This window comes from Exiguobacterium sp. s132, from assembly GCF_018617235.1.
GTDB lineage: Bacteria > Bacillota > Bacilli > Exiguobacteriales > Exiguobacteriaceae > Exiguobacterium > Exiguobacterium profundum.
This window is the reverse complement of the sequence record NZ_JACSJU010000004.1, coordinates 1-20,353: the sequence shown is the minus strand read 5'-3', so window position 1 is coordinate 20,353 and position 20,353 is coordinate 1. Positions and strand designations below refer to the sequence as shown.

Below are 20,353 nucleotides of genomic sequence, written 5' to 3'. Positions count from 1 at the left end.
GGAGCGATTTTTAGTATTTTCCGAACTCGAGATAGGTGGTCGTCTCTTTGACATGAAACGGAACGTCTGTCTCAGACAATGGAAGACTGAAGTAGTAGCCTTGTACGTAGTCACATGATTCCTTGAGTAACCATTCGAGTTGAGCGGATGTTTCCACGCCCTCCATGAGAACTTTCATGCCCAGGTTGTGACCGAGTTGAATCATCGAGCGGACGATGGCCTCTTGATTGCGGTCGGTGAACAGGTTCTCGATAAACGACCGATCGATTTTCAGCACTTGCACAGGAAGTTCCCGAAGTTGGCTGAAAGAAGAATAGCCGGTCCCAAAATCATCGAGAGAAATGAGGATCCCGAGCTGATGCAACTGCGTCAGTTTTTCACGAGTCGAGGCCTCATATGAAAGCATCGAGGACTCGGTCACTTCCAATTCGAGATACATCGGGTCCATCCCCGTCTCCAAAAGAATGGATTGTAGCGTATCAACAAAGTCTTCGCGCGCAAATTGGAGGGGGGAGACGTTAAGGGATAATGTAAAGGGACGTATCCCAGTCCGTTGCCAACGTACCCAAGTGCGACAGCCTTCCCGAATGACCCAATGACCAATCGAATGAATTAACCCCGTGTTTTCTGCAATCGGGATGAAGTCAGATGGCGCAACCTTTCCGATTTGTGGATGTTGCCAGCGAAGTAACGCTTCCACGCCTTCTAATCGATTCCGCTTCAAATCGATTTTCGGTTGATAGACAAGTGTCAGTTCGTTTTTACTTAGTGCGGTGACGAGTGCTTTTTCTATCTCGATATTGCGCAAGAGTTGAGGTCGTGATGATTCTTCGAATAATTTGATATTATTCTCTCCATCCTGTCTGGATTCATCAGCGGCAAGACGAGAAAATTGAATAAGTTCTTCGGAAGAAGCACTATCCTTAGGGAAATGACTGATTCCCGCACTCATCGTCAATTCAAGAGTCGTGCCATCCACGTCGAAGCTGGATGAAAGCGCCTTAATACATTTTTCAGCCTTTTGATGAGCGAGCGAACTTCGTTGCGCAAATAGTAAGATGACAAACTCGGATGGTCCGATTCGTGTCAACACATCGTCTAGGTGAATCGTATGTTTGAGGCGGTCAGCGACTTGAATGATCAACTCATCTGCTCCGTGATGCCCGAGAATGTCACTTAGGAAACGCCAGCGGTTTACGTCGATATATAAACAGGCGACCGAACGTTCTTGTGAGATACATTCCTTCAAGAGGGCATCCAGTTTATGCCGATTTGGTAAATCCGTCAATGCATCGTGAAAAGCCATATGTTCAATCAGACGCTGAGAGGCGACTGCTTCGGTCACATCTCGGATAAACCAGAGTACTTGATTGTTCGAACCATCTTGAAGTGGGTAAGACGTCACTTCTAACGTACGATGATTCGTGTCAATTTGTACCGGCTGATAGAACGGCTGTTGAGCCGACAGCAAAGGATGATAATCTTGAAAAAATGGTTCTGTTACATGCCCCTCGAATAAGTGAGCGAACGCTTGATTTTGATATTGGATTTCACCATCGCTTGTCGTTGTCACTACGGCATCCGTTGTCGATTCTAAAATCGTCGTTTGGAAGAGGTCACGTTTTTGGATTTGTCGTTCTAACGTATACGCAATAAAGTACATCCCGAATAAGAGAAATACGATGCTTGTGACTAACCATGCGAGTAGGGTCGGATCAATCGGAACCTGCCTGACGGGTGAAGCATCGGGGATAATGGTCGTTGCCCGCATTCCAGCAAGGTGCATACTGAAAATAGCTGTCCCCATCAGAAGGGAGAACATCAGTTTCACGGAAAAAGCGGAATGCTGCATAGAGTAGGATGAAAAGAAACCTACCCATAAGGCGAGAAAGGAAGCGCCCCAAGCGATACCAATCGAAATCAATACCCATAAGGGATCAAAGTCTAATTGAACACTTTGTATAGCGGTCATCCCGATATAATGCATGCTGACAATTCCGAATCCCATCAAACCGGAAGATTGCAGTAAGGTCATCCATGTCGTCTTTCGGGAAATCAAACCGAACGACAGGATGCACCCGGCAATCGCCGGAATCATCGATCCGATAATGAGCCAGATGGAGTACGTGCTTTCGTGTAAAGAAGCATGACCGAGCATGGCCACAAAATGCATGGACCAGATGCCGAGACCTAGGGTGGTACCACCAAATAAAATCCAAGTACGATGAGACGTTGTCACACCTCCTGTGACCCGCTTCGCTAATTCGAGTGCCATCAAGGCTGAAACGCTAGCAATGAGGAAAGCGAGCATCATCAAAAATCCATTATGACTCGTTGTGTGCGTGCTAATCTGTTCCATAGTGTCGATACCTCATAGGGTTTTTAATTTATGATTCACTTTATTATATGCCGAACAATTGTAATTACATATAAAAAGATTCAAATGCTATTCTTCCAATCAAATAAGGGGTACTACATTGCTGAAGGGGTGCTGACTATGTATAAAAATAAATACATTCACTTGTTCTTATTGGTCTCATTCGGCTACTCATGGCTTATATGGGGAAGTTTGTACTGGTGGACCGATTTACCGATTATGGCAATCGTTATTTCGGGAGCGTTTGGACCCAGCATTGCAGGGTTCGTTACGATGTATCGACTTCGCGGTGGGGAAGGGGTGACACATCTTTTTCGGAAAAGCGTTCAGTTCCAGATGAGTTGGAAGACGTATGTGATTCCCCTTTTGTTGGTGCCGTTCTTATTTCTCGTGCGTATTGGTGGACGGATAGAAGCGATGCCTTACTCGTTCGCGAACCGTGGTGGATCGTCCCATACTTTCTCTATATGCTATTTCTCGGTGGGGCGGTGCAGGAAGAGTATGGATGGCGCGGCTATTTGCTCGACGCCTTGCAATCAAGACTCCCACCGCTTCTAGCCAGCTTGTCACTCGGAGTGGTCTGGACGCTATGGCATATTCCGCTCTTCCTCATGGTTGGAACAGTTCAGGCGAATCTATCGTTTTGGGCATATGGATTAGCCGTGATGGCTTATACGATTCTCATCACTTGGGTATACAACGGTTCGTCGCGTAATTTATGGTCGGCCTTTCTCATGCATACGATGTTTAATGTCATGCTCGTGATGGTCGGGTTCGAAGCGGAAAGTGGTTATCCAGTCGGGTTTATTCATTTGACGATCACGTTATGGACCGCTGCGATTTTAGTCATTTGGAAAACGTACGGTAAATTGAGTTATGAGCCACTCGAGGAAATGATTCCTTCATACCCGAGTGTTACGCAACGGATGCGTGAGGGTAAAGAGTAGGACAAAAAAGAAAAGGAAGTGGACGTCTTGAATTTTCGCGCACTCGAACAATCAGACGTGAAATCCTTGCAGCGCTTGTTTATGGAGAGTCTGAGTGACTTGATTCGACGAGAGCGTTTTGAAGATGCCGATTTGCTCGATGAAGAAGTGGCACGTCTGAACACGACGATTCAAGATCATTTCGATGATGACACCGTTCAACTGTACATTGTGGAAGAAGACGGATTCATTGTGGGAGCAGGGGCGTTACTACCTCCGAATGATATCATCTCAGGAAACATACAAATTGAGCGTGGTGCGATCGAGTTAGGGAGTGTCTATGTGTCACCTCGTATGCAGCGGCGAGGTGTCGGACAATACTTGTTAGAAGAAATGATGCGTGAAATTTCGGATCGAGGGAAAGACGTCTTTTATTTAGATGCCGGATTCCCGAGCGCTCAAGCCTATTGGCAAAAACGATTGGGTGAGCCATCTCATATCCTCGAACATTATTGGGGTCCCGGGGCATCACATATGATTTGGCGGGTCAATATCAAACAAGGAACTTAGCTGAGTGCTAAGTTCCTTGTTTTTAGTAATAAGATCGCATGAATTGATGAATGCCGGATGCCGTTGCTTCAGCCATTCGTTGACGATATGTCGTACTCGTTAAATGTGAGCGGTCGCTTGAATTACTGATGAATCCGTATTCGACAAGGGTAGAAGGTGACACGTTACGTCCGACTACGTATACATTTTGATACTTGACCCCACGGTTTTGAATCGTGGAAATCCGTGAAGCGATTTCTTTATTGATACTTGAGCCGAGACTACGGCTGGCGGAAACGTAAGGGTTTGTCGTATAGCTATCTGACGTCGGGACGAGTACCTCATGTCCATGAGCCGTGTTATAAACAGAAGAGTTCGCGTGAAGACTGACGAACACATCCCCTTTATAAGACTTGTTGAGTGACACACGTTGGTCAAGGGAGAGGTACGTATCGTTTGAGCGAGTCAATTTAACGTTGTAGTCATATGTGCTCGATAAGACGCCAGCAAGGCGTTTCGCGATATCAAGTGCAATTACTTTCTCGTAAACCGATCCGTAGACAGCGCCAGGGTCGTTTCCGCCATGTCCTGCGTCGATGACGACCGTTTTACCAGTTCCGTCTGTATCGGTTGGTGTCGTGACAGTCGTAGGCTTCAAGTACTCGGATGCTACATAACCGGTTTTCCCATTGTATGTGACTTTATACCACGACTCGTAACGACTGACATACTTGACGACCGACCCGGCCGGAATGACGGTTAAGACATTGCTCCAAGAGGCCGCGCTAAGGCGCATGTTCAAGTTCACGGTCGTTTCATAATAAGCAGACGGGGTTACAGGAGCTGTCGTCGCCGTTAAATAGTCAGAAGAAACGTAACCGGTTTTTCCATTATAGGTAACCTTATACCATGATCCGTAGCGACTCACATATTTGACCGTCGCACCCGACGGAATCGTCGTGACGACAGAACTCCATGAAGCGGCGCTGAGACGAAGGTTTAAATTGGCAGTCGTCTTATAATAGTCCGAAGGTGGGACGGGAGCACTCGTAGCTGTTAAATAAGCAGAAGCGACGTAGCCCGTCTTTCCATTGAACGTCACTTTGTACCATGACCCATAGCGACTGACATACTTGACGGTCGCGTCGGCAGGGATCACGGTGACGACATCGCTCCATGAAGCGGCAGTAAGACGCATATTTAATCGGTCTGTTGTCTTATAGTAAGCAGAAGTGTTCGAGACCGTAACGTATTGAGAAGAGACATATCCTGTTTTGCCTCCATAACTGACTTTGTACCACGAACCGTATGTACTGATATACGTGACGCTTGAGCCAGATGGAATGGTCAACAGGACAGGGCTCCAAGTGGCTGCACTTAAGCGAAGATTTAAGTTGGCGGTAGTGGTATAGGTCGAGGCGGCTTCAACAACAGTCGATTGAATACCAGATGAATCCAGTTGGAACGGGACGATTGCTGCCCCGGATATTGCAAGTGAAGAGCTGAGTAACAGCTTTAAACTCCATGATGATTTTGTTTCATTCAATGTTCAAACTCCTTTATTCATTAAACTAGTGACAAGGGCGGCGTATGAGAGTGCATCTAGGTTGTCCCTGTTTATTATATAAGTAAAAAGGAAAAAATGGAGGGGAATATATAATTCATTTACCTTTTTTCTTAAAATAAAAAAGACGCACAAGGCGTCTGGAGTAAATCAGATTAAACGATGCGAGGCATATCATCAACAAGTAGTTTAACTGGTTCATCTACTTTAACAATGCGAGGCATGTCGTCAACGAATAGTTTAGCAGGCTTGTCTACTTTAACAATGCGAGGCATATCATCAACAAAGAGTTTGATTGGTTCGTTCACTTTAACGATACGAGGCATATCATCAACGTGTAATTTGACGGGCTCATTTACTTTAACAATGCGAGGCATATCATCTACTAGAGGTCTAACAGAACTTCCTAAAAGTAAAACTGCTGTAGCGATAAATAGTATTCCTGTTACTTTTTTCATTAATAAAACCTCCATCAAATTATTATTTTATGCTTTTAAAGCAGAAAAACCTAAATTATCATAGATCATTCGTCAGCTTTCAAAGAATCGAACAATCGGTATAGTGTCTCAGATTGCTGATATATACGTGTCTCCAAATCTCCTGAGTAAGCATCTGGAGTGTCGGCAGGAAAGATCACTACTTTTTCAGATTCACTTTTTACAGCAGTTGCTAGAATAGAAACATTTACTTGTTGACTCAATAACGTACTGCAAAGAGAATGTGATATCTTATCAGTTTCATTGAGTAAATTTGGTCTCCAGCAAACTGATGTTTCGGGCAAAATATACAAAATATGTCCTTCTTCAAGTAGGGTCATGCATTGATTAGTAACAAAGTCTGAATCCTGCTCAACGTTAATATATTCATAATCAAGTAACTGTTTTTCATAAATTGTTTTTGTACTTCGTTTTAAAATCGAGAGGGAAAGTTCAGGTCCTAGAATATAAAGTTTTTTGAAAGAGTGAATGTGATTCAATGAACGAGCTATCAGTCGAGGTAATGATTGATAGTAATCGATTTGAAAAGCGTTTACAATGAAACCTCTAGGAGAACTTAACAATTGGGTCAGGTGTTCTAACCCTGAAAAATTATTATGATCTTCAGAAGTGTACATTGTATCCATGGTTGGAACTTGCTTTGACTTAAAATAAATTTTAGGCTTAATGTAGTCTTCGGCAAGTAAGAAACTTAGTTTTCCCATTTGTCATTTTCACCCCCGGATAAATAATTGAAATGTGTTATTTAGTAAAAATTAACTAGGAAATTTGTAGAAACTGTTTTTACTAGTTCAATATTATCATGTCATCTTTTATAAAGGGGGATGTTTTGGTTGGGAAAATCATTCCTAGAAATGCTCTTTTAAGATGCTTTTTTGTGGCGAATTTCCTGTATGCGTGACAAAAAGACTAATATTTTTTAAAAAAACCAACCATTTTAGTTCGAAGGGGCTACTTTTTGATATGGAATATAACTTTGGGAATTTAATAAAAGTAGAACGTATGCGGAAAAATATGAAGCAGTCAGTGCTTGCTAGAGGAATCTGCTCAATCTCATACTTAAGTAAAATTGAAAATAATCAAACTACTCCTAGTGACGAAGTCTTAGAACTGATTTTTGAAAGGTTAGAATTAGAGGTTCCACTTTATTATGACTTCAGTGAAAAAGTAGATCAAACTAAAAAAGAAATTCGAGATATATTGAAAGAAGCATTATTGTCACGCCAAGAAGATAAGTATTTTAAGAGGATTGAAAAATTTAAAACAAATCCTGTTGTCTTACAATCGAAGGAATTGTACATTACTTTATTAATCACGCTAGCGCGATTTGGTCTCACACCTGGTGGTAATGTTCAATATTTAATTGAAGTAGGTTGGATTAAAGATCAACTAAACAAAGACAATCGTTTGCGATACGATTTATTGCAGTGCCTCTACATGTTTCTCTATCAGTCGGCTGATCGAGAAACTACTGTGAGTTTGTTAGAGAATGTTGGTAAAGAGCTTGCGGATTCAAGTATTCCTGATTGGGAAAAAGCAGATATGCGATATGTGATGGGCGCCCTTTATCACCGATTTACAGATTATTCTCAAGCTATTGATTACGTGAAGTTGGCACTCGAGTATTTTCAAGAGAATTTTTGCTTGGAACGAATTATCGAGTCGCACATGATTATTGGTTTGTCATTTAAACGTCGGAAACGATACACAATTGCTTTAGAACATTATGAAAAAGCAGCGAAAGTGGCAGATAAGGCAAAATTGAACGATTATTATGGAATGCTTTATAACAATATGGGAGATATATATTTTTTAATTGGGGATCAAGAGAAAGCACAAAAATATTTTCTTGATAGTTTTAAGGTTAAAGAAGGAGCAAAAAGTAAACTATATAGTGTAATGTCTTTGCTTGAAGTCAATGCCGCTAAAAATAATATTGAAGGCATTATGGAATGGTTGGCAATAGGCTATGAGTTAAAAGGGGATCAAGATGATTTAGTAGAGTTTAACTATCACTTTGATATTTACGTAAGTAAGTATAAAAAAATTGATCAAAATGAGTTAATCCAAAGTCTAAAAAGAGCTGTTAATTATTTTGAAGCATATGATGAATACTACACTCATAAGTATGCATTGTGGTTGTCTAGAGAATTAAGAAGCACAGGAAAGTACAAACTTGCTACAGAATACTATGAAAAAACAATCTCAATGATGTCACGTTGGGAGTAAACAAAAAGAACTCGAGATAAGTAATGATACTTAAATCGAGTTCTTTTCTATGGCGTTGTAAAATAATGCACAGTCCACACTTGTTCTTGAACGAGGCGTTCGTCTTCTATATGACCGTTAAGGACCTGCTGTAATAGATGAATCAAATGTTTTTGAAGATTCGCATCATGAGAGCCACTATGCAAAATCTCCTCTTCGCTAGCAACAATGTAAAAACCACCAAGCCGCAATGGCACATGCTTCCGAATCAAAGCAGCGGCAGTTTGAAACTTCGCTTGCTCCCCCATGTGAGGCACGTCAATCTCGAAACGTCCCCATTGATTAAAATCTCCAATTTCTGAAAAAGGTGGGTCACGATGATCCAATGGCAAGTCCTCCGATCCTAGCAATCTCTTTATATTCAGTATATCTTGTTTTTGACTTAAAACGTGCAAAAATAAATGGATAGGGTAACCTACATCTACGAAAATGAATCGGTTTCTTTCCTTTCTATATTCTGTAAAAGGATTCCTTCCAAATTAGGCAAAAAAAGAGTCAAAAATAACACGGTCATATCGACCGTGTTATTGCATGATGTGTTCTTTTGAGGTTGGGAGTTCACAGATAAATGTACTTCCTTCCCCGTATACCGATTCGACATGGAGTTGACCATCATGGGCTTTGGCAATTTCTTTACAAATTGCGAGACCGAGACCGGTACCTCCGATTTTACGACGATCCGAATTATCGACGCGGTAAAATTTCCCGAAGAGGTGAGGGAGCGAGGCACTCGGTATACCCATACCGTGGTCTCTCACTTTCATCACGACCTCTTCGTCTATACGTTCGAGCGATACAAGGATATTCCCGCCATCTGGCGAATATTTGATGGCGTTACTTAATAGGTTACCAAGTAATTGACGCATCCCTTCTAAGTCTGCATCGATAATAAAGTCTTGTTCGGTATCGGCATCGATGAATAGTTCATGCCGGTCCGTCGTTTCCTGATAAAACGCGACACTGTCTGTGATGAGCTTGTATAAATCGACCGGTTCCCACTCGAACGTTTGCTTTCCAGACTCCATTTTTTGAAGATCCAAGAAATCGTTGACGAGATACGAGAGTCGTTTCGCTTCATCGTGGATTGTCTTCAAATACAGTTCACGACGACTTTCCTTCAAATCTCGTGACAGCATCAGTTCAGTAAATCCGTAAATCGAGGACAATGGTGTCCGTAATTCATGTGAGACGGTCGAGACGAGTTCGGATTTCATCCGATCGATTTCTGTTTCGGCCGTGACGTCACGTAAGACGAGCATCGTTCCACGGAGTCGACGGTCTCGATAGACACTTTCGGCATAAAGTTGAATGAAGCAATCGCCTTGGTCGATTGAAATCGTGAGCCCATCCTCCGGCGGGTCTTGCGTGAAGACGCGTTCGAAGTATCGGACAAACTGTTCATGTTGATCGACCCGTTCCGCCAGCTGTTCGATATCGATGTCAATGGCAGAGAGTTCTTCGTATCCCTTATAGTCAAAGTGTAAATCATCAAACATACGGATGAAGGCGCGATTGCCGACGATAGTGTCATCTTCATAGTTCACATATAAAATGGCCTCACGTACAGAATTGATTAGTTGCGCCGTCTCTTTCCGATCCTGTTGCATCTGGCGATAAAGCTGCATGCGGAGAAGTGAGATGGCAAGTTGACCTGCGAATGCGTTCAATTCCGATTTTTCACTGGCATCGTATTGTTCGTCGTAACGCGCCAAGTAAAGACAGCCGATCAGACTATTATCCGATGGGTCCATGATGGGAATGACCGTCTCATAGATATAATATGGATACGTGTGTAACGCATCGACGACCCGCTTAGAAGTGGCGGCCGGTAACTTTGAAATCATGACTCGTTTAAGCAAAAGGGAATCTTTCTTTAGACTTTCTTGTTGATCTTCGGTCATCTCTTTCGGTACAACAGACGTGATTTCTCCGTCTTTAGTGAGTAAGAGGGCACCGAACTCAGATTTTGTAAGCAACACAATCTTTTCAATAACAGAAGAGTAATCAAATAAGGATTCTTTCGAAGCCAATACTTCAATCAACTCGTTGCGATATTGAAGATTAATTTCATTTAATTTCGATTCATTTAATACGTTCTCAAGCTTTTCTTTCTTCGCTTTCAGTCTGCTGTTTTGGTCGGCCATCCGTTTGATGAGCGGGCGTCCGATTAATAAGATGGCACTGATGAACATGACGAGCCCGATCATCCAAATCCATCGGAGAGCAGTGAGTTCGAGAGTAGAGACATTCCCATCACGCACGAACCAGGCTCCAATCAAGGTTAAAACCAGACTGAATCCACAGACACTATATAAAATACTGAGTATTTGACGACTGTTCAATTGTTCAATCCACTTGCTGATCATTCGTTCTACTTCCTTCCTTGAACATAAAAAACGATAGGTCATCTTTTCCTTGCCCTGAATTCTATGAGACCGGGAAGAGAAAATGAAGCAATTTGCTTATTCAACGTGCATTAAAATAGATTCACATAATGCGATTTACCCAAAATACATGAAATGTACACGTGTCAACCTGCTTTGCGTTGACATTATTTAACGAAGTGATTACCTTGATATTAAGATAAAACAACGAGGAGTGTAGTCTATGTTATCAATTGAACCGTCTGCCTTGACTGAACGAGACACATATAAGTTTTTGATTGGCAGCATTGTGCCAAGACCGATTGCGTTTGTCACAACACAAAATGGGGACGTGATTAACGCCGCCCCGTTTAGCTATTTTAATGTAGTCGCATCCAACCCTCCGCTCGTCTCCGTCTCAGTTCAACGAAAAGATGGCGTCATGAAAGACACGGCGCGTAACGCACTCCGTACGAATGAACTAGTGATTCATGTCGTAGATGAAACGAACGTCATCAACGTGAACGAGACGGCCGCCAACCTTGCGGCAGATGAGAGTGAGCTGTCTCGTACAGACTTTACGCTTCAACCGAGTGATGTGATTTCGACTCCAGGGGTCAAAGAAGCAAAAATCCGTTTTGAATGTGTGCTCCATCATCACTTGCCGATCGAACATGACGGAAAAACGACTGCCGATTTATTGATTGCGCGAATTGTCCGTTTCCATATTGACCGAGAGTTATATACTCAAGGACGCATCGATGCTAAACGGCTTGCGCCTGTCAGTCGGATGGCCGGCAATAGTTATGCGACCCTTGGGGAACTATTTGACGTGAAGCGTCCAGAGTAATCGATAAACGTGCCCGTTTTTTCTAAAGAACGGACACGTTTTTTGGGTAAAGAAATAGGAAGCGCATTTGGGTGCGGTATTTCTTTCTTTCCGACACTCGCTTGTGTCACAATAAAGTCAGAACATTCTAACTTTCAGTCATCCTAGATCAGAGAAAAAGGGGAGTCCGTCATGTACCGTCCAACTGTCCAATCGATTATTACTGCTATTGAAACCGTGATTGTCGGAAAAGAAGAAGTCATCGCAAAAAGTCTCACTGCCTTGCTAGCAGGTGGGCATGTGCTGCTTGAAGACGTACCAGGAGTCGGAAAGACAATGCTCGTCCGTACGTTCAGCCGAGCGATTGACTTAGATTTTAAGCGCATCCAATTCACACCGGACATGCTACCGTCCGACTTGACCGGGATTTCGATGTACAACCAAAAAACGAGGGAATTTGAATATCGACCAGGTCCGCTCATGGGTAACATCATTTTAGCGGATGAAATTAACCGGACCTCACCGAAAACGCAATCGGCTCTTCTTGAGGCGATGGCTGAGCGAAGTGTAACAGTGGACGGGGAATTGAAAGTGTTACCGTCACCTTTCTTCGTCATGGCGACACAAAACCCGATTGAGCATGAAGGGACGTATCCGTTGCCGGAAGCACAGTTGGATCGCTTCTTACTTAAAATCGAGATGGGCTATCCGACATTCAATGAAGAGATTGCATTATTGTCGCGGTTTGAAAAAGAAGAGCCGCTCGAGGCGCTTCAGAGCGTGATTACGAAGCAAGAAGTTGAACTCATGCAACGTGAAGTGAGAGACGTGCATGTGTCGAGTGCGGTCAAACAGTACATTGTGCGATTGGTGCATGAGTCTCGAAAAGATCCGCATACGTATTTAGGAGGAAGTCCGCGAGCCACACTGGCGTTGATGAAAGCGGCACAGTCGTGGGCGTATATCCATAATCGCGATTTCGTCTTGCCGGATGACGTGAAGGCGATGGCGACGAGTGTGCTCGGACATCGCGTACTCTTGACAGCAGAAGCACGGTATAAAGGAAAATCACCGAATCAGTTGATTCAAGATTGGCTGGATACGTTGCCTGTCCCGATGGATCGTGAGGTCAATGAAGTATGAAAAACTGGATGAAGCTGTTCGTTGTATGGGCGGCGGCATTCGGATTGTATGCATTTGCCCGCATCGAAGGCAGTATCGTCGCTTCGACCTTATGGTGGTCGTTCGCTGTGTTGACCGTCTACTGGACACTCTTTATGATTTATCCGGTCACAGCGGCAAATGTGGTGCGCCGTGTGACAACGAAGCGACTTGTTTCTGGACAAACAATGGATGTCGAGTTACGAATTGAACGGAAGTATCCTTTCTTGATTGGGATGGTCACGTTAGAGGAGCGATTGCCACAACGTTTGACGGATGAAGACAAGACGATTGTCGTGCCTGTAGACCGTTTTTTCCGACAAGCAGAAGTCGTCCATTATGAGGTCGAGGCGATTAAGCGTGGGATTCATGTCTTTGACCGCACCGTTCTACATGTACGTGACGTATTTGGTCTGTTCGACCGGAAGCGGACGTTACGACTCGAGACGGTCGTCGAGGTGTCACCCGCTGAATTGCCGTTTGATTTACCTCGAGACGAACATGTCGGGGGTCGTGGGGAGCAATATCGTCAAATGCGGACATACACCGAAGTGGCCAATACGACCAGCGGGGTTCGGGAGTATGCGGCAGGAGACCGAATCGGACGGATTGATTGGAAGGCATCCGCACGCCGAGGGAACTTGATGACCAAGACGTTTGACCAGGAACAAGAGAAGAAGCTTTCACTCGTGTTCGTACCAGCCGTCTCTGCCGGGTATGAAGAGGCATTTGAACGTTCCCTATCCTTACTTGTTGGAGCGATTCGTCAGTTAGAACGAAAAAATCTGCCGTTTGAGCTCTACGTCATTGAAGAGCAGGTGCGACTGTTCCATCTTCCTGACCAGAGTGCAGAAGTCGGTCATTACTTGTTGACCGCAACGCCAGAAGCTGAGGGGCGTCTCGTCGAACGAGTGAAGCAGAAACTGCCTCAACAAACTGGAGATTTGATTTTGATCAGTCCTTTTGAAACGACGTCCATTCGAGAGTTGATGCATGAGACACAGGGTAGCTATCATCTCTACACGGCAGTTAATGAGGTGACGGTATGAAGACATGGGTAACCCGAATCGTCTATACGGCGCTTGCCGCCTATTTGTTGTCGTTCTGGATTGAGCCGATTGTTGGAAGTACGACGTTCGATGTGACGTGGCCGTTTTACTTCCTGCTCATCGTGCCGATGTTTGCCAGTATTCTGCCTTGGGCAGCTTTTCTTGGGATCTCGCTTCTTAATTTCCTCATCGTCTTGTATGCCTATCACGGCAGTATTTTGGACTGGTTTGGTCTATGGATGGAAGATTTGATGGGTGTCATGAGCGGTGAACTGCCGAATGAAGCGATTTTCTTCTCTGCCATGGCGCTGATCGGCTTACTGTTTGCTGTGCTCGTCGGACGAACGTATCCAAGTTATAGTTTTGCCCTTGGGATGATTGTGTCGACTCTCGGCATCATGGCCTATTTTGATACGTGGACGTTGTATGACGGGGAAGGCAATATCCTGTATGCCATCGTCACATCGCTCCTCTTACTATTTGTCACCGATTTGGCAAAACGACCGAGTCAATCGCTCGTCCGATTCGTCAGTATCGGACTACTCCTCAGTGTCGTCGTGGCTCTCGCAAGTGCTTCACCCACGCTTGAAGGCGATTGGTCTGACCGTATCACTACGAGTTTTCGGAATGCGACGACGGAAGGTGATGGGAGTGGCCCGGGTCGAGTTGGGTATGGAGTGAACGACGAATCGCTAGGTGGTCCGTTCGAACAGGATGACGGCATCGTCTTCATCGCTCGCGGCGTGCCGGCACGCTATTGGCGTATCGAATCCAAGGCGATTTATACGGGGAAAGGTTGGGTCGAATCACCAGTCCTGGACTCTAACTACAATCGTGGTCAGTTAGTGGACTCGGAAGTGGATACGACACCGGAACAGGCACTGTTACGTTTTGAGCGCCGACAACCGTTTGTTCCTTATGGTGGAGAATATCCGCAAGCTATCGAAACAGAGTCCGGTACCGAATTTCGAGTCGGTGATATCGAACGGGCTTTCCCGAACGAGACGATTACGATGCAACCGTCCGGAAAGATTGTATTTGAAAATGAGGAACAATCGACTCCGCGGACGATCCAACTTCGTTATAGTGTCCCGGCTTTCTCTGAAGAACAACTGGCATTAAATGAAGAGATCACATCGCTCACGGAAGAAGAGCAACAGGTCTATTTACAGCTACCGGAATCGTTGCCAGAGCGTGTACGAGATTTAGCCACTGACATCACGGCGGAGAGTGAGACACCGAACGAGAAGGCGGAAGCGGTAGAAGCTTATTTCCGAAATGGAGAATTTCAATACGACACCGAAAATGTGGCACAACCGGAAGGGGACACGGATTATGTTGACCAGTTCCTGTTCGACACACAAATCGGGTATTGCGATAACTTCTCGACGTCAGCTGCCGTATTGCTGCGCGCGAACGGCATACCGACGCGTTGGGTAAAAGGATTTACGATGGGTGACACACGAGGGGTCATTCAAGGTGAGGAAGAACATACGATTCGAAATCGTCACGCCCACTCGTGGGTCGAGTATTTCATTGAAGGCGCGGGCTGGGTTCCGTTAGAAGCGACAATCAGTTTCTCGGACGCCAACTTATTGCAGATGGAACGAGAAACGGATACAGAAGATACGACGCCGGCTGCGAATGATCCCCAAGCAAATCAGGACAACGATACGCAAAACCGTCCGCAAGAAGATTTGTTGATCGATGACGTGACGACAGGTGATGTTCAAGAGGAGGCACGTAACATGCCGGTGTGGGGATGGGTTGTCATTCTCTTCCTCGTGGCGGTCCTCGTTTGGAACCGGAAAATCATCGAGCGTCAAATCATGTATGTCTGGTGGATGAGTCGTCCGCTCACGGATGGGCGCCTCGTCTCGATGCACCGCTATTTGATGAAACGACTGCGTGCGAACGGATTCAAAATTGAGGGACGTACGCCTTCGGAACTCGCCAAAGAGGTCGACGCCTACTATGAAACGAATGATATGACCCGTCTGACGGCTTTGTTTGAGCAAGCTATTTATGCGGAACAAGAGCCGAATTCAAAATATAAAGAATATTGGAAAATCATGATTCATCGAATTATGAGTTGAAGTGACGGGATGCATCAAGTAAGATAGACGCATTAGTTAGATAATTGAACATGGCATTCCTTCGTATATACTCGTGAATTGGCGCGAGAGTCTCTACCGGACCACCGTAAATGGACCGACTATGAAGGAGCACGTTTCGTATACAAAGAAAAGGGCGTGCTTCTTCTTCGGTTTGGATAATCTGGGGGAGAGGCGCGTCCTTTTTTTGAGGAGAAGGCAGAAAGGTGGAGATTTCGTGAAAGTAGAACAAGAAATGATTTTGGTGCTTGATTTTGGTGGTCAGTATAACCAGTTGATCACACGTCGTGTCCGTGACCTTGGCGTATACAGTGAGTTGCATTCGCATAAGATGACGGCAGACGAGATTCGCGAATTGAACCCAGTCGGCATCATCTTCTCAGGTGGACCGAATAGCGTATACGCGGAAGGCGCATATCGTTGTGATCCAGAGATCTTTGAACTAGGTATTCCAATCTTCGGAATCTGCTACGGGATGCAACTTATGACACATCACTTCGGTGGTCGTGTGGAACGCGCCGCTCATCGTGAATATGGAAAAGCGACATTGTTCTCGACGCCGGAAGCATCAGCGATTTATAACGGTCTTCCAGTCGAACATACAGTATGGATGAGCCACGGTGACCTCGTCATGGAAGCACCGGAAGGATTTATCGTCGATGGAACGAACCCGTCTTGCCCGGTCGCTTCAATCAAAAACGATGAGTTGAAAATGTACGGTGTCCAATACCATCCAGAGGTTCGTCACTCGGAGTACGGAAACGACATCTTAAAAAACTTCATCTATGAAGTATGTGGTGCGAAAGGCGAATGGTCGATGGAAAACTTTATCGACCTCGAAGTGGAGAAAATCCGTGAAATCGTTGGCGATAAGCAAGTTCTTTGTGCGCTTTCGGGCGGTGTCGACTCTTCTGTCGTGGCCGCACTCGTTCATCGCGCAATCGGTGACCAGTTGACGTGTATGTTTGTCGACCATGGTCTCCTTCGTAAAGGGGAAGCGGATAGCGTCATGAAGACGTTCGCAGACGGATTCAACATGAAAGTCATCAAAATCGATGCACAAGAACGTTTCTTGACGAAGTTGGCTGGTGTCTCGGACCCTGAGCAAAAACGTAAGATTATCGGAAACGAGTTCATCTACGTATTTGATGAAGAAGCATCGAAACTCGTCGATATGGACTTCCTCGCACAGGGGACGCTCTACACAGACATCATCGAGAGCGGCACAGATACAGCGCAAACGATCAAATCACACCATAATGTCGGTGGGTTGCCGGAAGATATGAATTTCACGTTGATCGAACCGCTCAACACGCTCTTTAAAGACGAAGTCCGTGCACTCGGTACAGAACTCGGTCTTCCTGACTATATCGTTTGGCGCCAACCGTTCCCAGGTCCAGGTCTCGGAATTCGTGTCCTCGGTGAAATCACGGAAGAGAAGTTAGAAATTGTCCGTGAATCGGATGCGATCTTGCGTGACGAAGTGAAGAAAGCCGGTCTTGAACGCGACATCTGGCAATACTTCACGGTGCTCACACCAATCCGCTCGGTCGGAGTCATGGGTGACGAGCGTACGTACGACTATGCTGTCGGTGTCCGTGCGGTCACTTCAATTGATGGCATGACGTCTGATTGGGCACGTATTCCATGGGATGTGCTTGAGAAGATCTCTGTCCGGATTGTAAACGAAGTCAGCCACGTTAACCGTGTGCTGTATGACATCACGTCTAAGCCACCTGCAACAATCGAATGGGAATAAGCGGAACAGAGGGGGATTCCCCTCTGTTTTGTCTTAAAACCGAACATTAACGTTTTTTATCGATGTAAAATCCGTGAATTTAGTTGACATTCTATTTTTACGCTGATACGATAAGAACGTTCTTATTATAACCGAACAATTATAAAATATTTTGCCGTATAATATCGGGGATATGGCCCGAGAGTCTCTACGAAATCACCTTAAATGATTTCACTACGGCGAGACATAGATGAGGGTGTATGCCCTCGTATGTTTCGCGTGGGGTCCTCGGTCATTTGCCGGGGGCCTTTTCTCGTTTTACGGCGAGCACAAGGAGGAAAACAAATGAGCACACAGCTCAAGCAAGAACAGCAACAACCATCAACGACGAGTCGGATCGATCGTTACTTCCAACTCACAGCACTCGGTACGAGTGTCCGCACGGAACTGATCGCAGGATTTACAACTTTCCTCGCGATGGCGTACATTCTTTTCGTTAACCCGAACATTCTTGGGGCAGCGGGTATGGATACTGGAGCGGTCTTCGTGGCGACAGGTCTTGTCGCGGTAGTCGGTTCATTGACGATGGGACTTCTCGCGAACTACCCAATTGCGATTGCGCCAGGCATGGGCCTTAACGCGTTCTTCGCATATAGCGTCGTCATCGGGATGGGTATTTCTTGGCAAACGGCTTTGTCAGGTGTACTTGTATCAGGTCTCTTCTTTATCGTATTGACGTTATCAGGAATTCGCGAAACGATTGTTAATGCGATTCCGGCTCCTCTCAAAATGGCGGTTGCTGCAGGGATTGGTTTCTTCATCGCTTTCATCGGTTTGAAAAACGCAGGCATCGTTGTCGCGAATGAAGCAACACTTGTTAGTCTTGGTTCACTTGGTACGGGCACGACGCTTCTCGCGGTGTTCGGTCTTGTGGTCAGCGCCTTGCTTATGGCGCGCGACATCAAAGGTGGTATTTTCATCGGGATGTTGTTGACGGCGATTGTCGGGATGATTTTCGGTCTTGTGCCGACACCGACAGCGATCTCAGACGTTGTGTCGATGCCGCCGAGTATGTCATCTACATTCGGTCAAGCCTTCATCAACTTCGGTGATGTGTTCACGCTTCAAATGCTCGTTGTCATCTTGACGTTCTTCTTCATCGACTTCTTTGATACAGCTGGGACGCTCGTCGCGGTAGCGCGTCAAGCTGGGATCATGAAAGAGAATAAAGTACCACGTGCGAGTAAGGCGTTGTTAGCTGACTCGACAGCGACGGTGGCAGGTGCAATCTTCGGAACATCTACAGCGACTTCATACGTTGAATCGTCAGCAGGTGTCGCTGCTGGTGGACGAACAGGATTGACTGCTGTTTTCGCAGGATTGTTCTTCGGTTTGGCATTGTTCTTCTCGCCTCTCTTGGCAGTTGTTACGGCGCCGGTCACAGCTCCTGCGCTGATTATTGTTGGTGTGCTCATGGCTTCGGCTCTTCTTGATATCGATTGGAAAAAGATCGAGATTGCAGTTCCTGCATTCTTGACGATTATCATGATGCCACTTACATCATCAATCGCAACGGGAATTGGGCTTGGGTTTATCCTTTACCCACTCATGATGATTGCAAAAGGGAAGACGAAAGAGATTCATCCGATCATGTACGGGATGTTGGTCATCTTCTTGGCATACTTCATGTTCTTGCCACACGCATAAGTTCATTTGAAAAGCCGGCTCTGTTATTACGAGTCGGCTTTTTTGTATGCAGTATTTTCAGGAAGGAATGGATCGTACATCGTGATCGCGTGATTTTCTGTGATGAACTCATTTCGAAGATGTGTGCCATTCATTGAAATGACTTCTCTAAATATCTGGTTATGTCGTATCGTTCCACCCCACCATTCCCGGGTGAAATGATGGTTTTCTTCATATATACGATACTGTTCTTTATTCGGGATGTTCGAGCGCCATTCCCCGACGAGATGATCTCCCTCTATATATAGAAGGAGTTGATACGTTTGTGCCGTCTGGTTTGTGATTTGTAAGTCGAGATAATTATAAGAACATGTCGCGCCACTTCCGAAAGGTTGGTCCCGTCGGTAATCTGGGAACACATCGTAGCTGTGACGATAACGTTCGGTCACGGTCAATGGGCTATGTAAGGTGATCCAATAGATTAGATTGGACAGTTGGCAAAGTCCGCCACCGATTCCTGAAGTGACTTTTCCGTAATGGAGAATCATTCCGTCGACGTATCCTTTACGTTTCGTTGGCTTGCCGATCATCTTCCAATAGGAGAAGACATCGTTTGGAGTCAGGATAGAGCCGTTCAGTTTGGTGATTGCAATTTTTAGGTTGGTTACCTTGTTATGCTGGACTTCCATGTCGACATCTCGGAGTTGGCGATACAAAGGAGTTCGGTGTGTATGGATCAGATATGACATCGGTTCAGTGTTTCGTTTTGAAACATACTTTCGTTTGTCCGTCATCCATTCTATTCGTCGCTTAAGCGTATAAATTTGTGTACCAGACCAGATTCTGAACGGTGAACGTTTCTTAGGCCGCTGTAGATCGGATTGCATCATTGGTTGACTCCTTATAGGTTTATAGTCGTTATTAGATATAAGTGTATTCTTTAAAGTGATTTATTCTTCCTTCTTCCATTAAGGAGTTGGGATTCGAACTTTGGATGATGTAGAAAAAGATTTAAAAGTTTTTTTAGAATAATGCTTGCAAGATCAAAAAGCAGGTGATATAGTTATCTCTGTTGCCAGCGACAAACGTTGAACAAACGAAAAAGTTGTTGACATCAAAATGAATTAAATGTTATTATCATTTAGTCGCCAAGAGCGGCAGACGAACTTTGAAAACTGAACGATGAGGCAAAAATAAGTTTTACAATTTTTGAATGAAGCGCAAGCTTCGTC

At 45.0% G+C, this 20,353-nt stretch carries 16 protein-coding genes and 2 riboswitches; of the genes, 9 read left to right on the top strand and 7 right to left on the bottom strand.

Features of this window, described 5'->3' with window-relative positions; translation table 11 throughout:
• Window positions 1-10 precede the first annotated feature (10 nt).
• On the bottom strand, window positions 11-2,359 hold the full coding sequence (locus tag KNO78_RS13525; RefSeq protein ID WP_214691510.1) for a bifunctional diguanylate cyclase/phosphodiesterase: 2,349 nt from the start codon (window positions 2,357-2,359) through the stop codon (window positions 11-13).
• A 218-nt stretch (window positions 2,360-2,577) separates the two neighbouring features.
• On the opposite strand from KNO78_RS13525, the gene KNO78_RS15690 reads away from it, so the two are divergent.
• Both KNO78_RS15690 and KNO78_RS13515 read left to right on the top strand, forming a co-directional pair.
• Window positions 2,578-3,324 (top strand): CPBP family intramembrane glutamic endopeptidase, encoded by a 747-nt coding sequence (locus tag KNO78_RS15690; RefSeq protein WP_214691509.1) that lies wholly within the window; start codon window positions 2,578-2,580, stop codon window positions 3,322-3,324.
• A gap of 27 nt (window positions 3,325-3,351) precedes the next feature.
• Window positions 3,352-3,873, top strand: coding sequence for a GNAT family N-acetyltransferase (locus tag KNO78_RS13515; RefSeq protein WP_214691508.1), 522 nt, complete (start codon window positions 3,352-3,354; stop codon window positions 3,871-3,873).
• A 22-nt stretch (window positions 3,874-3,895) separates the two neighbouring features.
• Here KNO78_RS13515 and KNO78_RS13510 read toward each other — a convergent pair whose 3' ends face one another.
• From KNO78_RS13510 to KNO78_RS13500, 3 genes are all read right to left on the bottom strand, one after another.
• Window positions 3,896-5,398 (bottom strand): N-acetylmuramoyl-L-alanine amidase family protein, encoded by a 1,503-nt coding sequence (locus KNO78_RS13510; protein ID WP_214691507.1) that lies wholly within the window; start codon window positions 5,396-5,398, stop codon window positions 3,896-3,898.
• Between the two features lie 173 nt (window positions 5,399-5,571).
• Window positions 5,572-5,874: a hypothetical protein gene (locus KNO78_RS13505; RefSeq protein WP_074034700.1), complete on the bottom strand. Its 303-nt coding sequence runs from the start codon at window positions 5,872-5,874 to the stop codon at window positions 5,572-5,574.
• A 65-nt stretch (window positions 5,875-5,939) separates the two neighbouring features.
• Entirely contained in the window at window positions 5,940-6,617 is a 678-nt protein-coding gene (locus KNO78_RS13500; protein ID WP_074034698.1) for a hypothetical protein, read from the bottom strand.
• Window positions 6,618-6,876: 259 nt separating this feature from the next.
• Between KNO78_RS13500 and KNO78_RS13495 the strand changes: the two genes are divergently transcribed.
• Window positions 6,877-8,142 carry a helix-turn-helix domain-containing protein gene (locus KNO78_RS13495; RefSeq protein WP_159563472.1) on the top strand — a complete coding sequence of 422 codons (1,266 nt, stop codon included), beginning with the start codon at window positions 6,877-6,879 and terminating at the stop codon, window positions 8,140-8,142.
• A 47-nt stretch (window positions 8,143-8,189) separates the two neighbouring features.
• Here KNO78_RS13495 and KNO78_RS13490 read toward each other — a convergent pair whose 3' ends face one another.
• Window positions 8,190-8,507, bottom strand: a complete 318-nt coding sequence (locus KNO78_RS13490) for a hypothetical protein (RefSeq protein ID WP_074034697.1) — start codon at window positions 8,505-8,507, stop codon at window positions 8,190-8,192.
• Between the two features lie 198 nt (window positions 8,508-8,705).
• Window positions 8,706-10,547: an ATP-binding protein gene (locus KNO78_RS13485; protein ID WP_214691506.1), complete on the bottom strand. Its 1,842-nt coding sequence runs from the start codon at window positions 10,545-10,547 to the stop codon at window positions 8,706-8,708.
• A gap of 241 nt (window positions 10,548-10,788) precedes the next feature.
• Here KNO78_RS13485 and KNO78_RS13480 point away from each other — a divergent pair, with 241 nt between their 5' ends.
• From KNO78_RS13480 to KNO78_RS13455, 6 genes are all read left to right on the top strand, one after another.
• Window positions 10,789-11,394: a flavin reductase family protein gene (locus tag KNO78_RS13480; protein ID WP_196431509.1), complete on the top strand. Its 606-nt coding sequence runs from the start codon at window positions 10,789-10,791 to the stop codon at window positions 11,392-11,394.
• A gap of 171 nt (window positions 11,395-11,565) precedes the next feature.
• Complete coding sequence (locus tag KNO78_RS13475) at window positions 11,566-12,516, top strand: AAA family ATPase (protein ID WP_074034693.1); 951 nt, start codon at window positions 11,566-11,568, stop codon at window positions 12,514-12,516.
• Window positions 12,513-13,583: a DUF58 domain-containing protein gene (locus tag KNO78_RS13470; protein WP_159563475.1), complete on the top strand. Its 1,071-nt coding sequence runs from the start codon at window positions 12,513-12,515 to the stop codon at window positions 13,581-13,583. Before KNO78_RS13475 ends, KNO78_RS13470 begins: the two co-directional genes overlap by 4 nt.
• Window positions 13,580-15,679, top strand: coding sequence for a transglutaminase domain-containing protein (locus KNO78_RS13465; RefSeq protein ID WP_214691505.1), 2,100 nt, complete (start codon window positions 13,580-13,582; stop codon window positions 15,677-15,679). Before KNO78_RS13470 ends, KNO78_RS13465 begins: the two co-directional genes overlap by 4 nt.
• 41 nt (window positions 15,680-15,720) lie before the next feature.
• Window positions 15,721-15,821: riboswitch (purine riboswitch) on the top strand.
• Window positions 15,822-15,932: 111 nt separating this feature from the next.
• Window positions 15,933-17,456 carry a glutamine-hydrolyzing GMP synthase gene (gene guaA / locus KNO78_RS13460; protein ID WP_251125342.1) on the top strand — a complete coding sequence of 508 codons (1,524 nt, stop codon included), beginning with the start codon at window positions 15,933-15,935 and terminating at the stop codon, window positions 17,454-17,456.
• A 134-nt stretch (window positions 17,457-17,590) separates the two neighbouring features.
• Window positions 17,591-17,692, top strand: a riboswitch (purine riboswitch).
• Window positions 17,693-17,780: 88 nt separating this feature from the next.
• Complete coding sequence (locus KNO78_RS13455) at window positions 17,781-19,142, top strand: NCS2 family permease (RefSeq protein WP_015880700.1); 1,362 nt, start codon at window positions 17,781-17,783, stop codon at window positions 19,140-19,142.
• A 26-nt stretch (window positions 19,143-19,168) separates the two neighbouring features.
• Here the strand turns inward: KNO78_RS13455 and KNO78_RS13450 are convergent, their stop codons facing one another.
• Entirely contained in the window at window positions 19,169-20,011 is an 843-nt protein-coding gene (locus KNO78_RS13450) for a VanW family protein (protein ID WP_214691503.1), read from the bottom strand.
• Between the last annotated feature and the right edge of the window lie 342 nt (window positions 20,012-20,353).

Excerpts from the sequence above, each read along its gene's own strand:
- guaA (WP_251125342.1), top strand. The coding sequence starts at position 15,933 with ATGATTTTGGTGCTTGATTTTGGTGGTCAGTATAACCAGTTGATCACA.
- KNO78_RS13525 (WP_214691510.1), bottom strand. The coding sequence starts at position 2,359 with ATGGAACAGATTAGCACGCACACAACGAGTCATAATGGATTTTTGATG.
- KNO78_RS13485 (WP_214691506.1), bottom strand. The coding sequence starts at position 10,547 with ATGATCAGCAAGTGGATTGAACAATTGAACAGTCGTCAAATACTCAGT.
- KNO78_RS13465 (WP_214691505.1), top strand. The coding sequence starts at position 13,580 with ATGAAGACATGGGTAACCCGAATCGTCTATACGGCGCTTGCCGCCTAT.
- KNO78_RS13480 (WP_196431509.1), top strand. The coding sequence starts at position 10,789 with ATGTTATCAATTGAACCGTCTGCCTTGACTGAACGAGACACATATAAG.
- KNO78_RS13475 (WP_074034693.1), top strand. The coding sequence starts at position 11,566 with ATGTACCGTCCAACTGTCCAATCGATTATTACTGCTATTGAAACCGTG.
- KNO78_RS13470 (WP_159563475.1), top strand. The coding sequence starts at position 12,513 with ATGAAAAACTGGATGAAGCTGTTCGTTGTATGGGCGGCGGCATTCGGA.
- KNO78_RS13495 (WP_159563472.1), top strand. The coding sequence starts at position 6,877 with ATGGAATATAACTTTGGGAATTTAATAAAAGTAGAACGTATGCGGAAA.
- KNO78_RS13500 (WP_074034698.1), bottom strand. The coding sequence starts at position 6,617 with ATGGGAAAACTAAGTTTCTTACTTGCCGAAGACTACATTAAGCCTAAA.
- KNO78_RS13455 (WP_015880700.1), top strand. The coding sequence starts at position 17,781 with ATGAGCACACAGCTCAAGCAAGAACAGCAACAACCATCAACGACGAGT.
- KNO78_RS13450 (WP_214691503.1), bottom strand. The coding sequence starts at position 20,011 with ATGATGCAATCCGATCTACAGCGGCCTAAGAAACGTTCACCGTTCAGA.
- KNO78_RS13505 (WP_074034700.1), bottom strand. The coding sequence starts at position 5,874 with ATGAAAAAAGTAACAGGAATACTATTTATCGCTACAGCAGTTTTACTT.